Genomic DNA, 18,264 nt, shown 5'->3' on the forward strand with positions numbered 1-18,264 from the left:
CAATGCGTATCACCTCACTACCGCTGTCATCTTTGGTGCTCGGAATTGGCGCCATACTCGCATCGCCAGCGATCGCCCAGGACTATCCTTCCAGCGATAGAACGCTGACCATCAACGTTCCCTGGAGTGCCGGCGGCGGAACAGACGCGGTCGCCCGTTTGCTCCAGCCGGGGCTCGAAAAGGAGCTGGGCATTTCCGTCGAGGTGATTAATCAGCCGGGCGGCGGCTCCCAGGCCGGGCTGTCGCGATGCGTCAATGAAAGGCCAGATGGCTACACGCTTTGTGCCAGCAACCTTCCCAGCACCAATATGACGTATCTCATCTCCGACCGCGGGGCACCCTACACGCGCGACAGCTTCAAGCCGGTGGCGACTATCGCCTTCGAGTTCGGGAGCGTGATCGTTGAGAAGGACAGCCCGTATAAGACCATCGAAGACGTTGTGGAGGACGCCCATGCGAGACCCGGCGAGATCCGGGTCGGAAACGCCGGCCGCTACACCAATGCCCACATTGATCTTCTCGCTTTCCAAAGAGCGACCAAGGCAGAGTTCGCACCGGTCTTCTTCAACGGCGGCGCGCCAGCTATCACGGCCCTTCTGGGAGGCCATGTCGATGTCGTGACATCGACACCCTCCAACTTCATGGGCCAAGTGCAATCCGGCGACATCAGGGTCCTCGGCCTGATGTCCGATGAGGAGAGTTCACTGCTGCCGGGCGTACCAACAGTTGCATCATTCGGATATGACGCGGTTGGCTTCACCACCCGCACGTTCTCGACACCGTCCGGGGTCTCCGACGAGATCGTTGCCAAGCTGTCCGAGGCGATTCTGGCAGCTGCGGCGACCGACACCTTCAAGGAGGCGCTGGCCCGCCTGGGTGCGGATGCAAGAGCAATGGATGCCCAGGCGACCGCTGCTCTCTGGAACAAAGTAGACAACGACATCAAAGAGCATCTGGCGAGTATGCAGGAGTAGGAGTTTCAAGCCGCCGCGTGGCGAGCGTACGCAGGAACCCGGTGCGGTAGCATTGCCGCTCGACTACCCTTGCCTGCCGTACTCTCGCCGCGCCGGCCGGGTTGCCTTTCAGAAACGTTCTCCAAGCAAATGCAGATCCCGGTCCTTCCCTGCAGGGGGTGGGACCGGATCGAGTTTAGTGCTTGTCCGGTTTGCCAAGGATTTCGGTGATGACCTTCGACGCACATTTATCTCGCCCGACGATCTATGCTGCCCAGGGGATGGTCAGTTCAGGGTATCCGCTGGCCAGCCGCACCGCGGTCCGAACACTCGAAGACGGTGGCAATGCGATGGATGCCGCCATCGCCGCCTCGGCCGTACTGAGTGTCGTGGATCCCGCAGCCAGCGGCATCGGAGGGGACGTCTTTCTCACCTACTTCGACAGCGTAACCGGACGCGTCGATTCATTGAGCGGAAGCGGCTGTGCCGCAAGAGCCGCTGAAGCCGGGCTTTTTGCCGGCGGCATTCCTCCTACCGGTCCACTTGCTCCGACGGTTCCCGGGATCGTGCGCGGATGGGAGAATGCGCTGGAGCGCCACGGAACGCGCAGTCTGGCGCAGCTCCTAGCCCCCGCTATCCGCTATGCGCGCGACGGCTTCCCGGTCTCCGCCCGTGTCGCCGGCGCCTTCGTGCGCAAGGAGCCGCTTCTGGCTCAGTGCGCGGAGGTGGTGGACTGCTACACGCGCGACGGCAAGTGGCCGGTCGCTGGGCAGAGACTGCAGCTGCCGGCGACGGCCGACACGCTGGAGACGATCGGGCGCGAAGGTGCGGATAGCTTCTACATTGGCAGCATCGCCGAACGCATGGTGGCGGGTATCGAGAACGACGGCGGTCTTCTGGACCTGCAGGATTTCGCCGGTCACGACTCGCCTTTCGAAGAGCCGATAAGCATCGACTATCGCGGGTATCAGGTTGCCACACCGCCACCGCCGAGCATGGGTGCCATCCTGCTGGCACAACTCGGTCTGCTAGAGAGATTGGCGCCACGACCCGGCAAGTGGGATACGGCGCAATGGCAGCATTTGCTCATCGAGACAAAGAAGGCCTCCTTCGCGGATTTGGGCGCGTATCTGACTGACCCTAAAGTCGCGCCCGTTCCTCCGGCCCAGTACCTGGCGCCGGCTTACCTGGAGCGACGTGTATCGTCAGTATCGAGAACTCATGCTGCACTCCATGACCCGGGAGCAATGGACTCCCGGCTCGGCCACACGGTATGTCTTGCTGTGGCCGACAAGGCCGGCAACGTCGTCTCCTGGATTCAAAGCGTCTTCAACGAGTTCGGCTCATGCTGGATGGCCCCGAGTACAGGATTCGTCCTCAACAACCGCATGTATGGATTCTCCGCGGACCCGGAGCATGTGAACGCAGTGGCTCCCGGGAAGCGCACGGCCAATACGCTACACTGCCCTCTCTTGTTGAAAGATGGCAAGCCGGTGTTGGCGTTGGCCACGCCGGGGGACTATGGGCAGACGCAGTCAAATCTGCAGATGATCACAGGCTACGTGGATCATGGCTTCGAGGTCCAACGTATGGTCGACGCGCCACGTTGGCGTAGCATGGAGGGACTCGCGGTCTCGATCGAAAGCCGCTTTCCGGAGAAAGTGATCTCCGATCTTCGCGCGCTCGGCCACGAGATGCAGGTGGAAGCGCCGTGGACAGACCTGATGGGCGGCGCCGTCGCCATTCAAATCGATCATGAGAACGGCTTCCTCGCTGGAGCGGGAGATCCCCGGCGCGAATGCTACGCGATCGGCTACTGACTTCCGCGAGCTTGCGCCGTTGAACGTCAAGAACGAAGGGAGCAACGGTGGGCTGACACAGAAGACGGCCGAGGGTTGGCGCGCCTACTCGTACTCTACCTTCGCGCACTTCGAGCAACTGACGGAAACGCTCGACGAAGAGGGTGCGAGTCTTCGAGAGTAGGCTGGCGGGACCTTAGCTTCTTGCGCGCCCAACGGCCAACCCGGGAAGGTCGGCTGCTCAGGTGTGATGTCGATCTGACGGTAGGGAGCGAGCTTAGCTCAGCTCGACACAAAGGTCGGCTCATGGCTAAAGACCGCCGTGCCGGAGTTGCCCCACTGAGGTCTGAGTAGCGGCGCAATGCGGACAATCGGGGGACAAAAAAAGATCGCTCTACGCCGCTAAGCGGACCCTGTTACGTCAGTGCCTAGAGCGTTTCACGCATTGATTGAATCGGAATGTGGGTTCCCAGGGGCGCGGATTTGTGATTCAAGCTTTCTACTGGAGTAGGAGGCCAGCATGCATGACGCGACCCTATTCGAATGACCTTCGTGAGCGCGCGATAGCGGCCCTGCAAGCAGGCGAGAGCTGTCGTGTGGTTGCCAAGAGGTTCGGTGTGGCAGTGTCTTCAGTGGTGAAGTGGCATCAGCGCTATCGGGCGACGGGTAGCGTTGCGCCAGGCAAGGTTGGCGGTCACCGTCGTCGGCTTCTGGAGCCGCATCGGGCGTTCATCGTGGAACGGATCGAGCAGACCCCGCACCTGACCCTGCACGGCTTGAAGGACGAGTTGGCCGCGCGCGGGGTCAAGGTCTCCCACAATGCGGTCTGGCTGTTCCTGCGCCGCGAGGGATTGCGCTTCAAAAAAAACGCTGTTCGCTCTTGAGCAGACGCGCGTCGACATCGCCCGGCGGCGATGGCGCTGGAAGTCCTGGCAGAGCCGGCTCGATCCCCAGCGCCTCGTCTTCATCGATGAGACCTGGATCAAGACCAATATGGCGCCGCTGCGCGGTTGGGGACCAAAGGGCAAGCGCCTGCGCGGCTTTGCCCCGCAAGGCCGTTGGCGCACCATGACCTTCCTGGCGGCCCTCAGGTGCGATGGCCTGACCGCTCCTTGCGTCTTCGACGGCCCGATCAACGGCCAGGCATTTCGCGCCTACGTCGACCAGCTACTCCTGCCCACCTTGAGGCCCGGCGACATCGTCGTGATGGACAACCTCGGCAGCCACAAATCCAAGGCCGTCCGAGCCGCCATAAAGGCCGCCGGCGCACGGCTCTGGTTCCTGCCACCCTACTCGCCCGACCTCAACCCCATCGAGCAGGCCTTCGCCAAAATCAAACACTGGATGCGCCTTGCCCAACGCCGAAGCACCGATGACACCTGGCGCCACCTCGGCCAGCTCCTCGCAACCATCCAGGCACAGGAATGCGCCAACTACTTCCAAAACGCTGGATATGCTTCCGTCAAAACGTGAAACGCTCTAGACGGGGATAACTGACCCTTACCGGACCATTGGAAGCTCTCATTGTGTAGTCTTCCTCTGACCCTGTGCACACGGGTCTGCCCTACGCTGCGTTGGGCTTCGGGGCAGATCGCCCCCTACGGCAAGTTCGCAGCAGTCAAAGTTAATGAGTGGTGCAGCTCCGCAGGGTAAGAGCAGTATTATGCAGCCGCCACATTGCAGAAAATGATGCGCTTGCTATTCACCAGAAGACCGTCTTAAAAACCAAACCGACACATCTGGTCTTATTGGAGACCAGTCGAAGGTTTCTATTCTCTTACGACACGATTGCGAAGTATGCCGATACCAGAGATCTCTACTTCGACAACGTCACCCTCTCGCATGAAGACTTGAGGATCGTGTCGGAATCCAACGCCGCCTGTCGTTCCGGTTGCAACGACATCGCCAGGTTCGAGTTCTGTAAATGTTGTAATGTACTCTGTTAGAGTTGGAACATCAAACAAGAGATTATCGGTCGTTGCCCGCTGCATCTCCTTACCATTGAGGCGGGTTATCAAGGTCAAGCGGGTAGGGTCCGGTATCTCATCAGGCGCGACAAGCCAAGGACCGAAAGCGCCAGAGTGATAAAAGTTATTGCCGTGGGTAAACTGGCTTGTATGTCTCTGCCAATCGCGCACGCTTCCATCATTGTAGCAGGAATAGCCGGCAATAACTTCGAGAGCATTGCTTGCTTTCACATGCCGGCAACGTTTGCCGATTACAACGGCAAGCTCACCTTCGAAGTCAAACATATGCGAGGCAGCGGGGAGAATAATCTCGCCGTCGTGGCCGACATGACTGTTTGCGAAGCGGGTGAAGAGCATGGGATAGGTGGGCGTCTTCTGCTTCGTCTCTATAATGTGAGATAGGTAATTCAATCCAACGCAGAATACCTTCTTTGCATCTGGGACGACGGGAGCCAATTCTACTTCATCTATTGTCAGGGTCGGTTGCATTCCTTGCAATTCTTCCCGAAGCGCATCGAGAGCGCTCGCGCGAAGAGCCGTCTGTAGCGTCGAGAATTGTTTATCTTTTTCTTGTTGGACATCAACGATTCCGCGCTCGGTCACCACGCCGAAAGAGTCGCGGCCGTTGTATCGATAACTTGCAAGCCGCATAATCAGGGATCCTGGTTAGTGTTGCTAGATGGTTTGTCGCCTTTGGGCTCTATGGGGTTGCTGCCGTCAGAATTTATGTATCTCAGTACAACTTGCCTTAGCGACTGAATGCGCTGACGGGCAAGATCGCCGGCGAGTTTCCTGTCATGTTGCGCCAGCGCATCGATCATTGCGTGATGTTCCTCTAGCGATGTAACCGCTCTTTCAGTGCGCTCTATCGTGCACATATTGGTCAGCTTCATGTAGTTTTATTGCCGCATTATTCTCTGAACGATGGTGTTTTGCGACGCCTCAATGATACGCATGTGAAACAGGGCATTTGCTTCGGAGTATTCACGAGGCGCCTGCTCAATACGATCACTCGAGAATGGCTTGAAGATAGAGTGAAGCTCTTTGATGTCTTTGCGTGTGATTCGTTCCGCCGCGCATTCCGCCGCTAAGCCCTCAAGCTGTTCGCGCACCTGTAGCCAATCGAGATACTCAGCCATCGACACAGGCGTCATGATGATGCCCTTGTACGGAATGATCTCGATCATCCCTTCCTGCACTAGCCGGTTCAGAGCTTCCCTAACGGGCGTTCGGCTTACGCCGAGCATGCGAGCGATCTCGGGCTCCTGAAGGTGCGCCGGCATGGTGCTCTCAGCCGACAACTTGATGATTTGCTTGCGCAATACTTGGTAGACTTCCTCACGAAGGTTTGGCCGCTTAGGAATCCATGAGTCAGCAAGGTCGAGCATCCGTTTCACCTCAATGATAGATCGGGACTTCTTGTCACTTGATCGCCGTCGACACCGGTTAGGCGTGACCTTACCCCCTTAACCAGATCCAGCTGCTGGGTTAGAGAACTGAGGCAGTTGGATCCTTCCAAAGGAGGGGCAAAGGGATGCCGAGGAAGCGTTTTTCTGTAGAGCAGATCATCAATCACCTGTGCGAGGCGGAGGTTCTGCTGGTGCAGGGCAAGACGGTTGGGGAGATCTGTCGGCGCATCGGGGTATCGGAGCAGAGTTACTATCGTTGGCGCCGGGAGTACGGCGGCCTGAAGGTGGAGCAGGCGCGCCGGCTGAAGGAGCTGGAGCAGGAGAATGCCCGGCTCAAGCGGGCAGTCGCCGATCTGACGCTGGACAAGCTGATCCTGAAGGAGGCGGCTGAGGGAAACTGGTAAGCCCCGAGCGCCGCCTGTGCTGCGTCCAACATGTCCGGGAGGTTCACCGGGTTTCCGAGCGCCGGGCCTGGCGGGTTCTGGGGCAATCCCGCACCAGCCAGCGCTACCGGGCGATCACCGCCGCCGATGAGCAGCCGCTGACGGCCGCGATCGTCCGCCTGGCAAGCCAGTACGGGCGCTACGGCTACCGGAGGATCACTGCGCTGCTGCGGGACGAAGGCTGGCATGTGAACCACAAGCGGGTACAGCGCATCTGGCGGCGTGAGGGGCTTAAGGTTCCCCAGAAGCAGCCCAAGCGGGGCCGGTTATGGCTGAATGACGGATCGTGCATCCGGCTCAGGCCGAGCTGGCAGAACCATGTCTGATGGTATGGAGGCGCCGCCTCGGCGGTTGCATTTACATTGGCCATATTCAATCAAGGAGGTTGCAATGAGCCATACTGTCATCGTCGGCGTCGATATCGCCAAACATGTCTTCCATGTACACGGAGCAGATGAGACCGGACGCCAAGTGTTCAGCCGTCGACTGCGCCGCTCCCAGGTCGCAGCATTCTTCGCAAACTTGCCGCCTTGCCTCATCGGCATGGAAGCCGGTCGCGCGGCCCATCATTGGGCCAGAACAATTGGGCGTTCCGACACGATGTTCGACTAATGCCGCCGCGATATGTGAAGCCCTATGTCAAAGCCAATAAAACTGACGCACTCGACGCAGAAGCGATCGCCGAAGCGGTCACGCGTCCAACCATGCGCTTCGTCGCGGTCAAATCAGAAGACCAGCAGGCGGCGCTGATGCTGCACCGATTGCGCCAGCGGTTCGTGCGCATGAGAACAGCGCAGTCAAACTAGGCGCGGGGCTTCATGGCGGAGTTCGGCCGTCCGGTTCCTCAAGGTGTTCATTCGGTTCTGCAGCATATTGAGATCACGATTGCCGGCGAAGATGTTCCAGGTGATTTGAAAGAGGCGCTGCGGGAGATAGCCGACTATGTCCGGCAGCTCTCCGAGAGGATCGACCGTTTGGAAGGGCGCATTCGCAGAGCGCAGCAAGATGATGAGGTCGCTTCGCGGCTGATCGAAATACCTGGCGTCGGACCACTAACGGCGAGCGCCTTCGCCGCCAGCGTCGAAGATGCAGGTTCATTTCAAAGTGCGAGGCGCTTTGCTTCATGGCTCGGCCTCACCCCGCGTCAGCATTCAAGCGGCGGTAAGGAGAAGCTTCTCGGTATCTCAAACGCGGCGACGTTTATCTTCGGACGCTGCTCATCCATGGCGCGCGATCGCTGTTGCGATCAAACGCATCGTGCCCGCCAGCGCTGCGGGTCTGGATCTCTCGTCTGAAAGAGCGGCGACACGCCAACGTCGCGACGGTCGCGCTCGCCAACAAAATGGCCCGCATGATCTGGGCCGTAATGTCAAAAGGCGAACGATATCAAATGATCTAAGAGCTCCCGCCTACGATTGCTCAAGCTGAAGATTGTCATGGCGAAACGGTCGGACCGTGGCTTGTTCACTCCGGGTAACCCACCGAGCCTTTAATGCTCGAACGTCTGATTGGGGAACCGGCTCGCGAATGTCCATGATGGCCAGGGATCTCTCGATCCCGACAACAGGCCGGATACATGACTGCAATCGATCCATTCGCTGATGGATAATCGATGCTTGACAAAGGCGCCTCCATACATGGGCCTACGAATTCGTCCAGGCCAGAACCCATGATGGGAGAACCTTTCGGATGCTGACCGTGATCGACGAGTTCACGCGCGAGTGCCTGGCCATCGAAGTCTCAAGGCGCCTCAGGTCGGAGGATGTGCTGCATATCCTCACCAACCTCATAGTCCGGAACGGCACACCCGAGCACATTCGATCCGACAATGGTGCAGAGTTCACGGCCAAAGCGGTGCGCAGTTGGCTCCAGCGGGTCGATGTGAAGACGCTCTACATCGAGCCCGGCAGTCCATGGGAGAACGGCTACAACGAGTCATTCAATGGCAAGATTCGGGACGAACTACTCACCGGCGAGATCTTCTACAATCTCAAGGAGGCCCAGGTGCTGATCGAGCGATGGCGGAGGCACTACAACACCGTCAGGCCTCATAGCGCGCTGGGCTACAAAGCACCCGCACCTGAAGCGCTCAGCCGCCGCGGCGGATCTGCCCTCCGCAGCCCAGGGGCTCCGGGCAGATCGCCGCTTACAGCCAGTCCTGGGGCATGTCACAATAACAGAGCTTGTCGAACTGCCTTCGGCCACCGCCATTTCATCCTTCAATGTACGTCGATTCACAAACTCCACACCCGAACCCAGTTTGGACGGGAAGGCTAGGGTGCCTGCGCGACTTGAGTCAGCATAAGAGCAACAGGCCGGGTCGCGAAAGGCAGATCTGATTCGCCAGCTATGGGCTGTGAAGCCGGAGTGATCCTGGAGCGGGCTCGTGAATCATGCACTAATCCCAATAGATTCTGCTTGACATGCATGTCCAATGGGAAAGCATTTCATGCTACCGTCGAGGTGAGGATTTGTTGCTAATTTCGATTTTCGGCGGTAAGTGCATCTTCTAACTAGCCGGCCACAGTGCCTTACCATCCATACGAACTGGTACTTTTTCGTGAAAGCTACGACAGTCCTGGACATTGCCCGCGCGGCCGGTGTGTCTGTCGCCACTGTCTCTCGCGTCTTGAGCGGAGTGCCTACTGTAACGGAGGCAAACCGGGCGCGCGTTTTAGCCGCCGTCGAGAAGGTTGGGTTTTCGCCGAATCGGGCTGCGCAGACGTTGCGCCGGGGCAAAGGTATGACCGTCGCCCTATTGGTTGGCGATATCGAACAAGGAACATCTGCCGCATTGGCGAAGCATCTCCAAGGCACTCTCGAAGCTGAAGGGATGGATCTGCTTCTCTACAACCTCAATCATGATCCGGAACGCTTGCTGGGCTTTCTGAAGCGGGCCCCCACTATGGGGCTCGCTGGATTGGTGATTTCCACACTCGACGAGTGGCCGAGCAAAGCAGCCGCGCCCATGATTCGCGCACTCCAGCGGCTGAATGTGACGGTGATCTCTGTTTCTCAACGTCTCGCATGCCGGGGAACTGCCTCGATTGTCCTTGAGGAGCGCGAGGCCTGCGCCAGGTCTGTGAGCGCGATGATACGCGCCGGCAGCTCTCCCATTGCTTTTCTTGGTCGCATCAAGGGGTCAGCTGTTGGCCAAGAGCGCTTTCAGGGATACTGTGATGCGCTCAAGGAAGCGGGTAAGCCAGTGCGCAAAGCACTCGTTTGGGACGCCTCCTACCGCTACGAGGCCGGATTCAGAGCGCTCAAGCAGGCAATAACGTCAAAGCTGTCATTTCATGGCGTCCAGGCCACCAGTGATGAGCTTGCGTTGGGCGCCATGGCGGCCATTCAAGAAGAAGGTCTTGCGATCCCCAAGCACATTGCCGTGGTGGGCTTTGGCGATCTCGAACTGAGCCGCCACACCCGTCCCGCACTCAGTTCCGTCAGCACGGATAGCGAGGAGATTGCGAAGCGGGTGGCGGCAGTGCTTCAGGATCCCCCTAAAGCGACCCGCACGCCCTCTGTCTGCGTGATCCCACGCGAACTCGTGCTGCGTGACTCGGTCAGGCCGATCCGCAAAAAGAGGCACGCTTCGCGCGCCGGCGACACTTAGCCGGTTTCGTCGAGCTTCGCTCCTTGACACGACAAGAAAACTCCCATTAGATTAAAAGAAAACGTTTTCTTCCGTGAAATCGCTGCTTTGACGGGGAGCAAACAATTCAGACTGGCAACAGCCAAGGTGGCCGCTGGAGAGGCTGCGCGCCTCCGGAAGCGGTTCGTATCAACCTATCCTGTGTGCCGCGAAGAGCGGCGCGCTTCCGACCAGCGGTGCTACGCGCTTGAATGCCATGACCCCTCCCCCGGCCAAACGTCCCGGGCCCAACGTTGAGGCCGGCCCCTTGCTTAGCGTCACGGACTTGCGTGTTCACTTCAGAACGCGCCGGGGCCTCGCTAAGGCAGTCGACGGCGTCTCCTTCGACATTCACAAGGGGGAGACCCTGGCGGTCGTGGGCGAGTCAGGGTCCGGCAAGTCTGTCACCAGCATGGCCCTGATGCGGCTGATACAGCCGCCCGGCCGGATCGTTGGCGGCAGTGTTTTGTTTGACGGCGAAGATCTGCTTGCTAGATCGGAAGCGCAGATGCGTGAAATCCGCGGCAACAACATTGCAATGATTTTTCAAGAGCCGATGACCAGTCTGAATCCGGTGTTTACGATTGGCGACCAGATCGCGGAGTCTACGATGCTCCACAAAGGGTTGTCGCGCCGGGCTGCGATGGCTTCTGCAAAAGAGATGCTCGATCTGGTTGGCATTCCCGAACCGGGCTTGCGGCTTAAGTGCTATCCGCATGAGTTTTCTGGGGGAATGCGCCAACGCGTAATGATCGCAATAGCGCTTTCCTGCGGCCCGAAACTGTTGATCGCCGATGAGCCGACGACTGCGCTCGACGTCACGATCGAAGCGCAGACCCTAGACCTCATGCGCAAGCTGCAACGGGAAATAGGTATGGGCATCCTGTTCATCACCCATGACCTGGGCGTGGTGGCGGAGGTCGCCGACAGAGTAGTCGTGATGTATGCCGGACGAGCCGTCGAACACGGCCTGGTTGGGGACATTTTCAGGCGGCCGCGCATGCCCTATACCTCGGGTCTCTTGGACTCGATCCCTCGGGTCGATCCCAAGGCGGCGGAGCGGGCCCAACTGACTGGCATCCCCGGCAATGTACCGAACCCCGACGCCTTGCCGAGCGGATGCGCCTTTCACCCGCGCTGCGCCTTCGCCGAGGCGCGCTGCACCGAGGCCGTTCCCGGCTTGCGCCCGGTCGGGGACGATCATGCTGCGCGCTGCATCCGTACCGAAGAGCTGGACCTATCGCGAGACCACGGAAGGTCCCGATGAATTCGCTGCAGTCCGCTCCCCACCGCGGCTCGCCGCAGGCGCCCCATGGAGCGTCCCCCGGCCAGGCGCGTCTGGAGGTGAGAAACCTCCAGACGCGGTTTCCGGTGCTTGGCGGCGTGATGAAGCGGCCTGTGGGCTGGGTGCATGCCGTTGACAATGTCTCCTTCACGCTGAAGCGCGGCGAGACCCTGGGACTCGTGGGCGAATCCGGGTCCGGCAAAACGACGGTCGGCCGCAGCATCCTGCGTCTTGTCGAGCCGACGGGAGGTTCGGTCCACTACGACGGCACGGACATCCTGGCGTTGCCGCCGGAGGAAATGCGGCGCTATCGCAAGCGTATGCAGATTGTATTTCAGGATCCCAACGCGAGCCTCAATCCGCGGATGCGTGTCCGGGAACTGATTGGTGAGGCCTTGGAGATCCACAGGATCATGCCGCGGAGCCCCGCCCGCGATGCGCGCATTCATGAACTCCTCGACAGGGTCGGGCTGCCGCGTACCGCGGCTGACCGCTATCCGCATGAGTTCTCCGGAGGGCAGCGGCAGCGTATTGCCATCGCCCGCGCGCTCGCAGTGGAGCCCGAATTCATCGTCGCGGATGAGCCGGTTTCCGCCTTGGATGTTTCCATCCAGGCGCAGGTGATAAATCTGCTCGAGGGCCTCAAGAAGGATCTGGGCCTGACCCTTCTTTTCATCTCTCACGATCTCCGCCTGGTCGAGTACTTCTCCGACACCGTCGCGGTCATGTATTTGGGGCGCATCGTAGAAATGGCGCCGGCGCGTGAACTGTACGTCAATCCGGTTCACCCCTATACGGAAGCGCTTCTTTCCGCGATTCCAGTTCCCGACCCTACCCTTCAGCGCAATCGGAAAATCCTCATCGGAGACATCCCGAGTCCGATGCACCCGCCTTCGGGCTGCTCGTTCAGAACACGCTGCCCGATCGCCAGTGAAACCTGCGCATCGATCGTTCCTACGCTCGACCCCGTTACGGAAGGCCATGTGAAAGCATGTCTACGCCGCCCAGATTAGATATGAACCGCTCGAATGCCGAAGCGCTGGCCCCGGAGCAGGTGCCGGCCAAAGCCGGCATTCCGCCGCGCTTTTCCGTTCATCCGTTCTTTCGCAGCAAGGTGGCGCTTACGGGTATCTTCATTGTCCTCGTGCTCTGCGCAATGGCTCTGTTCGCGCCCGTCTTTGCCCCCTTTGATCCCAACGGGGTTTCCCCGGCAGATCGCCTGATGGCGCCCTCGATGACCCATTTCTTTGGCACCGACCATCTCGGGCGCGACGTCTACAGCCGCGTGGTCTACGGCGCTCGGACGTCGATCACGGTCAGCCTGCTGGTGGTGGCCGTCACCGCCCTGGCGGGGGGCTTTCTGGGCCTCATCGCGGGCTACTACCGGCGCCTCGATGTCGCGATCATGAGCTGCATGGATGGCCTGATGGCTTTCCCGGGGATTCTGCTCGCGATCGCGCTGGTCGCAAGCCTCGGACCCTCCCCCCTGAATGTCGTGATTGCCTTGTCCATCGTTTACACGCCACGTGTGGCCCGCACGGTCCGGGCGTCGACTCTGATGGTCCGTGAGCAGGTCTTTGTCGAAAGCGCGCGTGCGCTCGGGGCATACGACTCCCGCATTCTCGCCCGGCACATTTTTCCGAACTGCCTGGGGGCGATGAATGTGCAGGTAACCTTCATCTTCGCTTACGCGATCCTCGCCGAAGCGGCATTGAGCTTCCTTGGGGTCGGGGCGCCGCCGCCGACGCCGAGTTGGGGGAACATACTTAGCGAAGGTCGGCGCTTTCTGCCGATCGCGCCCTGGATGACGATCTACCCGGGCTTCGCGATCATGGTAGCCGTCCTTGCGCTCAACCTTCTGGGTGACGAGTTGCGCGATCTCATCGACCCCCGCTTGCGCGCAACCCTGTGAGGGAAATCGTGTTCAGGCCTCTTGACTATGAATGAAGCGCCGCAGATCGCGCCCTGTGTGATCACGTGGTTGGTTTGAGTCCCGTGGAACGAAGTGGAAATGCATCATGATTGATTATCTTGAGTACGTGTGTAAGTCGAACGTGATGGTGCCCATGCGCGATGGCGTGAAGCTGGCAACAGATATCTACCTGCCGGCGAAAGCGAAGGAATTCGTGGGCGGCCGGTTTCCGGCCATCCTGGTGCGCACCCCCTACGACAAGACGCGCCTTGGCGATCATGCGTCCATTGTACGCCTGCGGGAATACGCATTGCACGGATACGTCGTTGTCGCCCAGGATTGCCGCGGCCGCCATCGTTCGGAGGGAGAGTTCTATCCCTTCGTCAACGAGACAAATGACGGCCATGACACATTGGAGTGGATTGGTGAGCAGCCCTGGTTCAACGGCAAGGCTGGGACAATCGGCACCTCCTACAATGCCCAGACCCAGTCGAGCCTTGCCACCACGGCAGCGCCGTTCTTGACTTCGCAGTACGTCAGCGAAGGCTACAGCAACTACCACAACACCCGTACGCGGACGAATGGTGCTTTCAACCTGCATCGTTTCGAGTGGTTCTTGCGCATGGCCGTCGAGAGCCACGAGGCAAACGCCGACCCGTCCCTGAAAGCCGCCATCCAGGACATGCGGGAAAACCTGTATGAGGTTCTGCGCGACAGCTTCCCGATCCGGCGCGGCCAGACACCCTTGGCGCGCGTCCCCTCTTATGAGCGCGCCCTGTTCGATTTCATGACGCGCGGCACCAAGTCGGAGTACTGGAACGACCCGGGCCTGAATCTCGAGCCGCATTTCGATGCCTACAAGGACGTGCCGATCACGTGGCTTGGCGGATGGTACGATGGCTACAGCCTGGATACGATCCGCAACTACGAAGCCATGGTGGCGCGCAAGAAGTCACCACAATACCTGATCATGGGCCCCTGGGCGCATGGGATGGCGGCCGAGGCCAAGACCTTCGCGGGGCAGGTGTCATTCGGCGAGCATGCCGGCTTTGCCTCATTCGAGGAGCGCCTCGCCTGGCTCGACCATACCCTGAAAGGCCTGGATAACGGTGTGGCGGAGCGTGCGCCGGTGCGCCTCTTCGTGATGGGCGGGGGCAGCGGCCGGATATTGAGCGGGCCGCGCTACGATCACCTCATCCCCGGCACCATCGACCACGGCGGCTACTGGCGGGATGAAAACGAGTGGCCCTTGGCGCGCACGGTCAAGACCCCCCACTACTTCCATGCTTCCGGGGAACTGTCGGCGGATCTGCCCGGCGACGACAGGCCGGCGACGACGTACGACTTCGATCCGGCAACACCGGTCCCCTCGCTTGCCGGACCGGGCAAGGGCTGGACCGAGTCCGGCGGCCCCTTCCTCCGGGCGGGCATCTCCTTCCATCAACGCGACCATCGCCGCAACCAGCATGGCCTCAACGGTCTGCCGGCGTCGACGCGCAAAGACATCGTGGTGTTTCAGACACCACCCCTAAGCGAAGATGTCGAGCTTACTGGCGTCATAGAAGTAAACCTTTACATCTCTTCGAGCGCGGTCGATACCGACTTCACCGCAATGTTGATCGATCAATACCCAAGTACTATGGATTATCCGGAGGGCTATGCATTGAATCTATGCTTCTCAATGCAGCGATGCCGCTTTAGAGAAAGCTATAATGACGAAGTATTCATGGAACCTGGAAAAGTATATCCAGTGAATTTTGTTATTCCACCGACGAGTAATCTATTCAAGAAGGGCCACACTATAAGGATCGATATTTCCAGCAGCAACTGGCCTGAGTGGGAGGTGAACCCGAACACCGGCGATCCTCTCGGGATGCATCGGCGCACGATAAAGGCAACCAACAGCATCTATCACTGTGAGAAGTATCCGTCTCACGTTGTGCTTCCCGTCATCTCGCAAGAATGACCAAAGGAACGGAGGGCTTCAATATGAACGTAAGCTTCAAAATCCAGCGCAGATCCCGCCGAGGGGGGCTGGGCGCAGTTTATGTGGCGTGCATGATGGCTGCGGCGCCGCTATTTCCTGCAGAGCAGGCTCTGGCGCAGTCGTCCAACATCAAGGCCTTGGCGGAAGCCGTCGGCGCGCCGTCATCGGATGCGCGAGGGCCGGCGGAAGGCGCCCCTCGATTCGAGGGCACTTTGAATGTCGCGACGGACCGCGAGCATCCCCATTTCGACCCGCATCTGACGACCACCAACCACGTAATCGAGATTTCCAATCACGTCACCGAGGCGCTGTTCACGCTGGGTGCAAAGGGGACGCCGGAACCAAGTCTGGCTGAGTCCTACGAGGTGTCCGAGGACGGGAAAATCTATACCATTAAGATCCGTTCCGGCGTCAAAATGCACAACGGCGATGTGCTCGCGTCGTCGGACGTGGTCGCCTCACTCAACCGGTATCTGACCTATGGAACCTATGGCCGGCGAGAGGTCGCCGCCAACGTGGCGTCCGTTGACGCCGTCGACGATCTTACCGTCAAGATCACCCTCAACGAGCGTTTTCCCTTCATTCTGTACCAGCTGAGCGCACCGATCGGCGGCGGGCCGTTCATCTACCCCAAGGAGCTGATCGAAGAAGTCGAAGGCAGCCCGATCACGCAGCCGATTGGCACCGGCCCCTACCGCTTTGTTTCTTATCGAAAGAACGTGTCGGTCGTACTGGAGCGCTTCGAGGACTATGTTGGCCGGGAAGAAGCGCCTTCGGGCTTTGCGGGCGGCCGTGTTGCCTATTTTGACCGCATTGTCGAGCATTACGTTGCCGACGAGGCGGTCCGCGTCGCGGGGCTGCAAACCGGTGAATACCAGATCGCAGTCAATATCACACCCGACCTGTATGAACTCTACAAGGACGACCCTGCGATCCGTCCGCGTGTCGTTCTTGCCACCTGGCCATGCTTCAACTTCAACAAGCAAAGCGGTCCGATGACCGATCAGCGCGTGCGCGAGGCCTTCCGGCTGGCTATCGATGTGTCGCAGATCGCACCGGCTTTGGGGCCGGACGAGTTCGTCTCCATGGATCCCGCGCTGGTGTTCCAGGGCAGCCCCTGGTTCTCGGAGGTGGGTGACGAGATCTATCGCAGCCAGGACATGGCCCGGGCGCAGGCCTTGCTGCAGGAATCGGATTATGACGGCCTGCCGATCCGCATTCTTGTGAACCCCAGCCGTCCGCATATCTACACGCCGGCGGTAATCGCTCAGCCGATGCTCGAGGAAGCTGGCTTCTCGGTCGAACTGGTTCCGGTCGACTCAGCCACCTACAGCGAGTTCCGTTCGGATCCGAACCGGATGGATGTTTTCTCTTGCGCATACTCTCCGCGTCAGGACCCTACCCTTATGGTGGCACTCGGTGCCCGCCATCCCGGCTGGTGGGATACCGAGGAGAAGACCCGGCTGATCACGGAAATGCAAACGACAGACGATATGGAGGTGCGCTATGCGGCATGGGAGGAACTGCAGCGCCACTTCTATGAGTATGTTCCCCTGATGAAGATCGCCAACTTGGCGCAGCTGCATCTGGAGTCCGCTGACTACAGTGGAGCTTGGTACGAGGTGGCACAGCGCTACTACCTGAATACCTGGTCCAACGAGTGAAACCGGCGGCCGGTGCGCGGTTCTCCGCGGTATTGCGCACCGGCCGCAGCATGCCCCCGGACGTCAAAGGCGAGCCAACGTGTCTAGCTACATATTGCGGCGACTGATCAATGCCTTTCCCACGTTTCTGATCGTGGGGTTGGTTGCGTTCTCCCTGGTGCATCTGGCGCCTGGCGACCCGGCCAGCTATGTACTGGGGGAAGACGCACCGGAAGAGGCTCTCAATGCAATGCGGGAGCAAATGGGGCTGACCGAGCCGCTACCGGTACAGTTCCTTACCTGGCTTGCCAACGCTGTCACCGGCGACTTCGGCAAGTCACTGATAACCGGCGTTCCGGTCCATCAGCTCATTTTCGACAGCCTCGAGCCCACGGTCATGCTGGTCACCTTCAGCATGCTGGTAGCGGTCGGAATTGGGATGCCGCTTGGTGTGTTGAGCGCAAAATACAGAAACTCTCCGCTCGACAAAGGTCTTCTGGTCTTCAGTCTACTTGGGGTATCGATGCCGAACTTCTGGCTCGGTCTGAATCTGATACTTCTGCTGGCGGTCTATCTTGAGCTGCTTCCGGTCGCCGGCTATGCGGAATTGAGCAATGGCCTCGATGTGACTCTGACCTACTTGTTGATGCCCGCGATCACACTAGGACTGAGTCAGTCGGCAATCATCCTTCGAATTACACGAACCTCCATGTTGGAGGTTCTGGGTGAAGACTACATCAGAACATCACGCGCGAAAGGCCTTGCCGAACGTGTGGTTCTGCTAAAGCACGCATTGTTCAATGCGATGATCCCGGTCCTGACAATCACGGGGACCATTTTCGCTGTTCTTCTAGGGGGCGCGATCGTCGTCGAAGTAGTGTTCAACATACCTGGCCTCGGACGGCTTACGATTAGTGCGGTACAAAATCGTGACTATCCCATGATACAGGGAGTCTTGGTGTTCATTACTCTCATGAACATCGTCGTTCATTTGGGGATTGACGTGTTGTACTCTATAATCGATCCTCGCATCCATTTCCGCTGAAAGCGGTGACTCGTCCTATAGGGCGTTGGCAACGCGAATGGTGGGTATCAAATAAGCCCGTACCAAGTTTGATGGAGCGTTGTGGGTCCGTTGGTGAAGACGCCCGGTGCGCGTGCCGAATGTCTTCATTCTTAGTGGAAAACGTCGCCTTCTGGCAGATTTTGTTGATTTAGTCTGCTCGTGGCGGGGT

General features: G+C 59.3%; 12 protein-coding genes and 4 pseudogenes. 14 read left to right on the forward strand and 2 right to left on the reverse strand.

Features of this window, described 5'->3' with window-relative positions; all coding sequences use genetic code 11:
• Positions 1-2: 2 nt before the first annotated feature.
• From ACP146_RS13910 to ACP146_RS13920, 3 genes are all read left to right on the forward strand, one after another.
• Positions 3-974, forward strand: a complete 972-nt coding sequence (locus ACP146_RS13910) for a Bug family tripartite tricarboxylate transporter substrate binding protein (RefSeq protein WP_422367361.1) — start codon at positions 3-5, stop codon at positions 972-974.
• A 209-nt stretch (positions 975-1,183) separates the two neighbouring features.
• On the forward strand, positions 1,184-2,773 hold the full coding sequence (ggt, locus tag ACP146_RS13915) for a gamma-glutamyltransferase (protein WP_422367362.1): 1,590 nt from the start codon (positions 1,184-1,186) through the stop codon (positions 2,771-2,773).
• A gap of 503 nt (positions 2,774-3,276) precedes the next feature.
• Positions 3,277-4,225, forward strand: a protein-coding gene (locus ACP146_RS13920) for an IS630 family transposase (RefSeq protein ID WP_422365542.1) whose coding sequence is annotated in 2 segments (ribosomal slippage) — positions 3,277-3,612 and positions 3,614-4,225 — 948 coding nt in all. Because the reading frame shifts where the segments join, the coding sequence is not laid out codon by codon here.
• Between the two features lie 296 nt (positions 4,226-4,521).
• On the opposite strand, the gene ACP146_RS13925 is transcribed toward ACP146_RS13920, so the two are convergent.
• Together ACP146_RS13925 and ACP146_RS13930 are read right to left on the reverse strand one after the other, a co-directional pair.
• Positions 4,522-5,370, reverse strand: a complete 849-nt coding sequence (locus ACP146_RS13925; RefSeq protein WP_422367363.1) for a fumarylacetoacetate hydrolase family protein — start codon at positions 5,368-5,370, stop codon at positions 4,522-4,524.
• Positions 5,371-5,618: 248 nt separating this feature from the next.
• Positions 5,619-6,107, reverse strand: a complete 489-nt coding sequence (locus tag ACP146_RS13930) for a GntR family transcriptional regulator (RefSeq protein WP_422367365.1) — start codon at positions 6,105-6,107, stop codon at positions 5,619-5,621.
• Positions 6,108-6,253: 146 nt separating this feature from the next.
• Here ACP146_RS13930 and ACP146_RS13935 point away from each other — a divergent pair.
• The 11 genes and pseudogenes from ACP146_RS13935 to ACP146_RS13985 form a co-directional block, all read left to right on the forward strand.
• Positions 6,254-6,894: pseudogene (locus tag ACP146_RS13935) on the forward strand (transposase); the annotation flags it as partial.
• 67 nt (positions 6,895-6,961) lie between these two features.
• Positions 6,962-7,970: pseudogene (locus ACP146_RS13940) on the forward strand (IS110 family transposase).
• Positions 7,971-8,203: 233 nt separating this feature from the next.
• Positions 8,204-8,662: pseudogene (locus tag ACP146_RS13945) on the forward strand (integrase core domain-containing protein); the annotation flags it as partial.
• Positions 8,663-9,131: 469 nt separating this feature from the next.
• A pseudogene (locus ACP146_RS13950) lies at positions 9,132-9,269 on the forward strand (LacI family DNA-binding transcriptional regulator); the annotation flags it as partial.
• A 45-nt stretch (positions 9,270-9,314) separates the two neighbouring features.
• The gene (locus ACP146_RS13955; protein ID WP_422369652.1) at positions 9,315-10,184 is read left to right on the forward strand and encodes a LacI family DNA-binding transcriptional regulator; all 870 of its coding nucleotides are present in this window, start codon (positions 9,315-9,317) and stop codon (positions 10,182-10,184) included.
• Positions 10,185-10,578: 394 nt separating this feature from the next.
• Entirely contained in the window at positions 10,579-11,469 is an 891-nt protein-coding gene (locus ACP146_RS13960) for an ABC transporter ATP-binding protein (RefSeq protein WP_425032737.1), read from the forward strand.
• Positions 11,466-12,500: an ABC transporter ATP-binding protein gene (locus tag ACP146_RS13965; protein ID WP_422367366.1), complete on the forward strand. Its 1,035-nt coding sequence runs from the start codon at positions 11,466-11,468 to the stop codon at positions 12,498-12,500. The genes ACP146_RS13960 and ACP146_RS13965 overlap by 4 nt, the downstream gene beginning before the upstream one ends.
• A 2-nt stretch (positions 12,501-12,502) precedes the next feature.
• Entirely contained in the window at positions 12,503-13,399 is an 897-nt protein-coding gene (locus tag ACP146_RS13970; protein ID WP_422367367.1) for an ABC transporter permease, read from the forward strand.
• Between the two features lie 106 nt (positions 13,400-13,505).
• Positions 13,506-15,365 carry a CocE/NonD family hydrolase gene (locus tag ACP146_RS13975; RefSeq protein ID WP_422367368.1) on the forward strand — a complete coding sequence of 620 codons (1,860 nt, stop codon included), beginning with the start codon at positions 13,506-13,508 and terminating at the stop codon, positions 15,363-15,365.
• Positions 15,366-15,388: 23 nt separating this feature from the next.
• Positions 15,389-17,050, forward strand: a complete 1,662-nt coding sequence (locus ACP146_RS13980; RefSeq protein ID WP_422367369.1) for an ABC transporter substrate-binding protein — start codon at positions 15,389-15,391, stop codon at positions 17,048-17,050.
• 79 nt (positions 17,051-17,129) lie between these two features.
• Positions 17,130-18,074: an ABC transporter permease gene (locus ACP146_RS13985; protein ID WP_422367370.1), complete on the forward strand. Its 945-nt coding sequence runs from the start codon at positions 17,130-17,132 to the stop codon at positions 18,072-18,074.
• Positions 18,075-18,264 lie beyond the last annotated feature (190 nt).

The organism is Pelagibius sp. (assembly GCF_965249265.1).
Classification (GTDB): domain Bacteria; phylum Pseudomonadota; class Alphaproteobacteria; order Kiloniellales; family Kiloniellaceae; genus Pelagibius.

Excerpts from the sequence above, each read along its gene's own strand:
- ACP146_RS13910 (WP_422367361.1), top strand. The coding sequence starts at position 3 with ATGCGTATCACCTCACTACCGCTGTCATCTTTGGTGCTCGGAATTGGC.
- ggt (WP_422367362.1), top strand. The coding sequence starts at position 1,184 with ATGACCTTCGACGCACATTTATCTCGCCCGACGATCTATGCTGCCCAG.
- ACP146_RS13925 (WP_422367363.1), bottom strand. The coding sequence starts at position 5,370 with ATGCGGCTTGCAAGTTATCGATACAACGGCCGCGACTCTTTCGGCGTG.
- ACP146_RS13930 (WP_422367365.1), bottom strand. The coding sequence starts at position 6,107 with ATGCTCGACCTTGCTGACTCATGGATTCCTAAGCGGCCAAACCTTCGT.
- ACP146_RS13955 (WP_422369652.1), top strand. The coding sequence starts at position 9,315 with ATGACCGTCGCCCTATTGGTTGGCGATATCGAACAAGGAACATCTGCC.
- ACP146_RS13965 (WP_422367366.1), top strand. The coding sequence starts at position 11,466 with ATGAATTCGCTGCAGTCCGCTCCCCACCGCGGCTCGCCGCAGGCGCCC.
- ACP146_RS13970 (WP_422367367.1), top strand. The coding sequence starts at position 12,503 with ATGAACCGCTCGAATGCCGAAGCGCTGGCCCCGGAGCAGGTGCCGGCC.
- ACP146_RS13975 (WP_422367368.1), top strand. The coding sequence starts at position 13,506 with ATGATTGATTATCTTGAGTACGTGTGTAAGTCGAACGTGATGGTGCCC.
- ACP146_RS13980 (WP_422367369.1), top strand. The coding sequence starts at position 15,389 with ATGAACGTAAGCTTCAAAATCCAGCGCAGATCCCGCCGAGGGGGGCTG.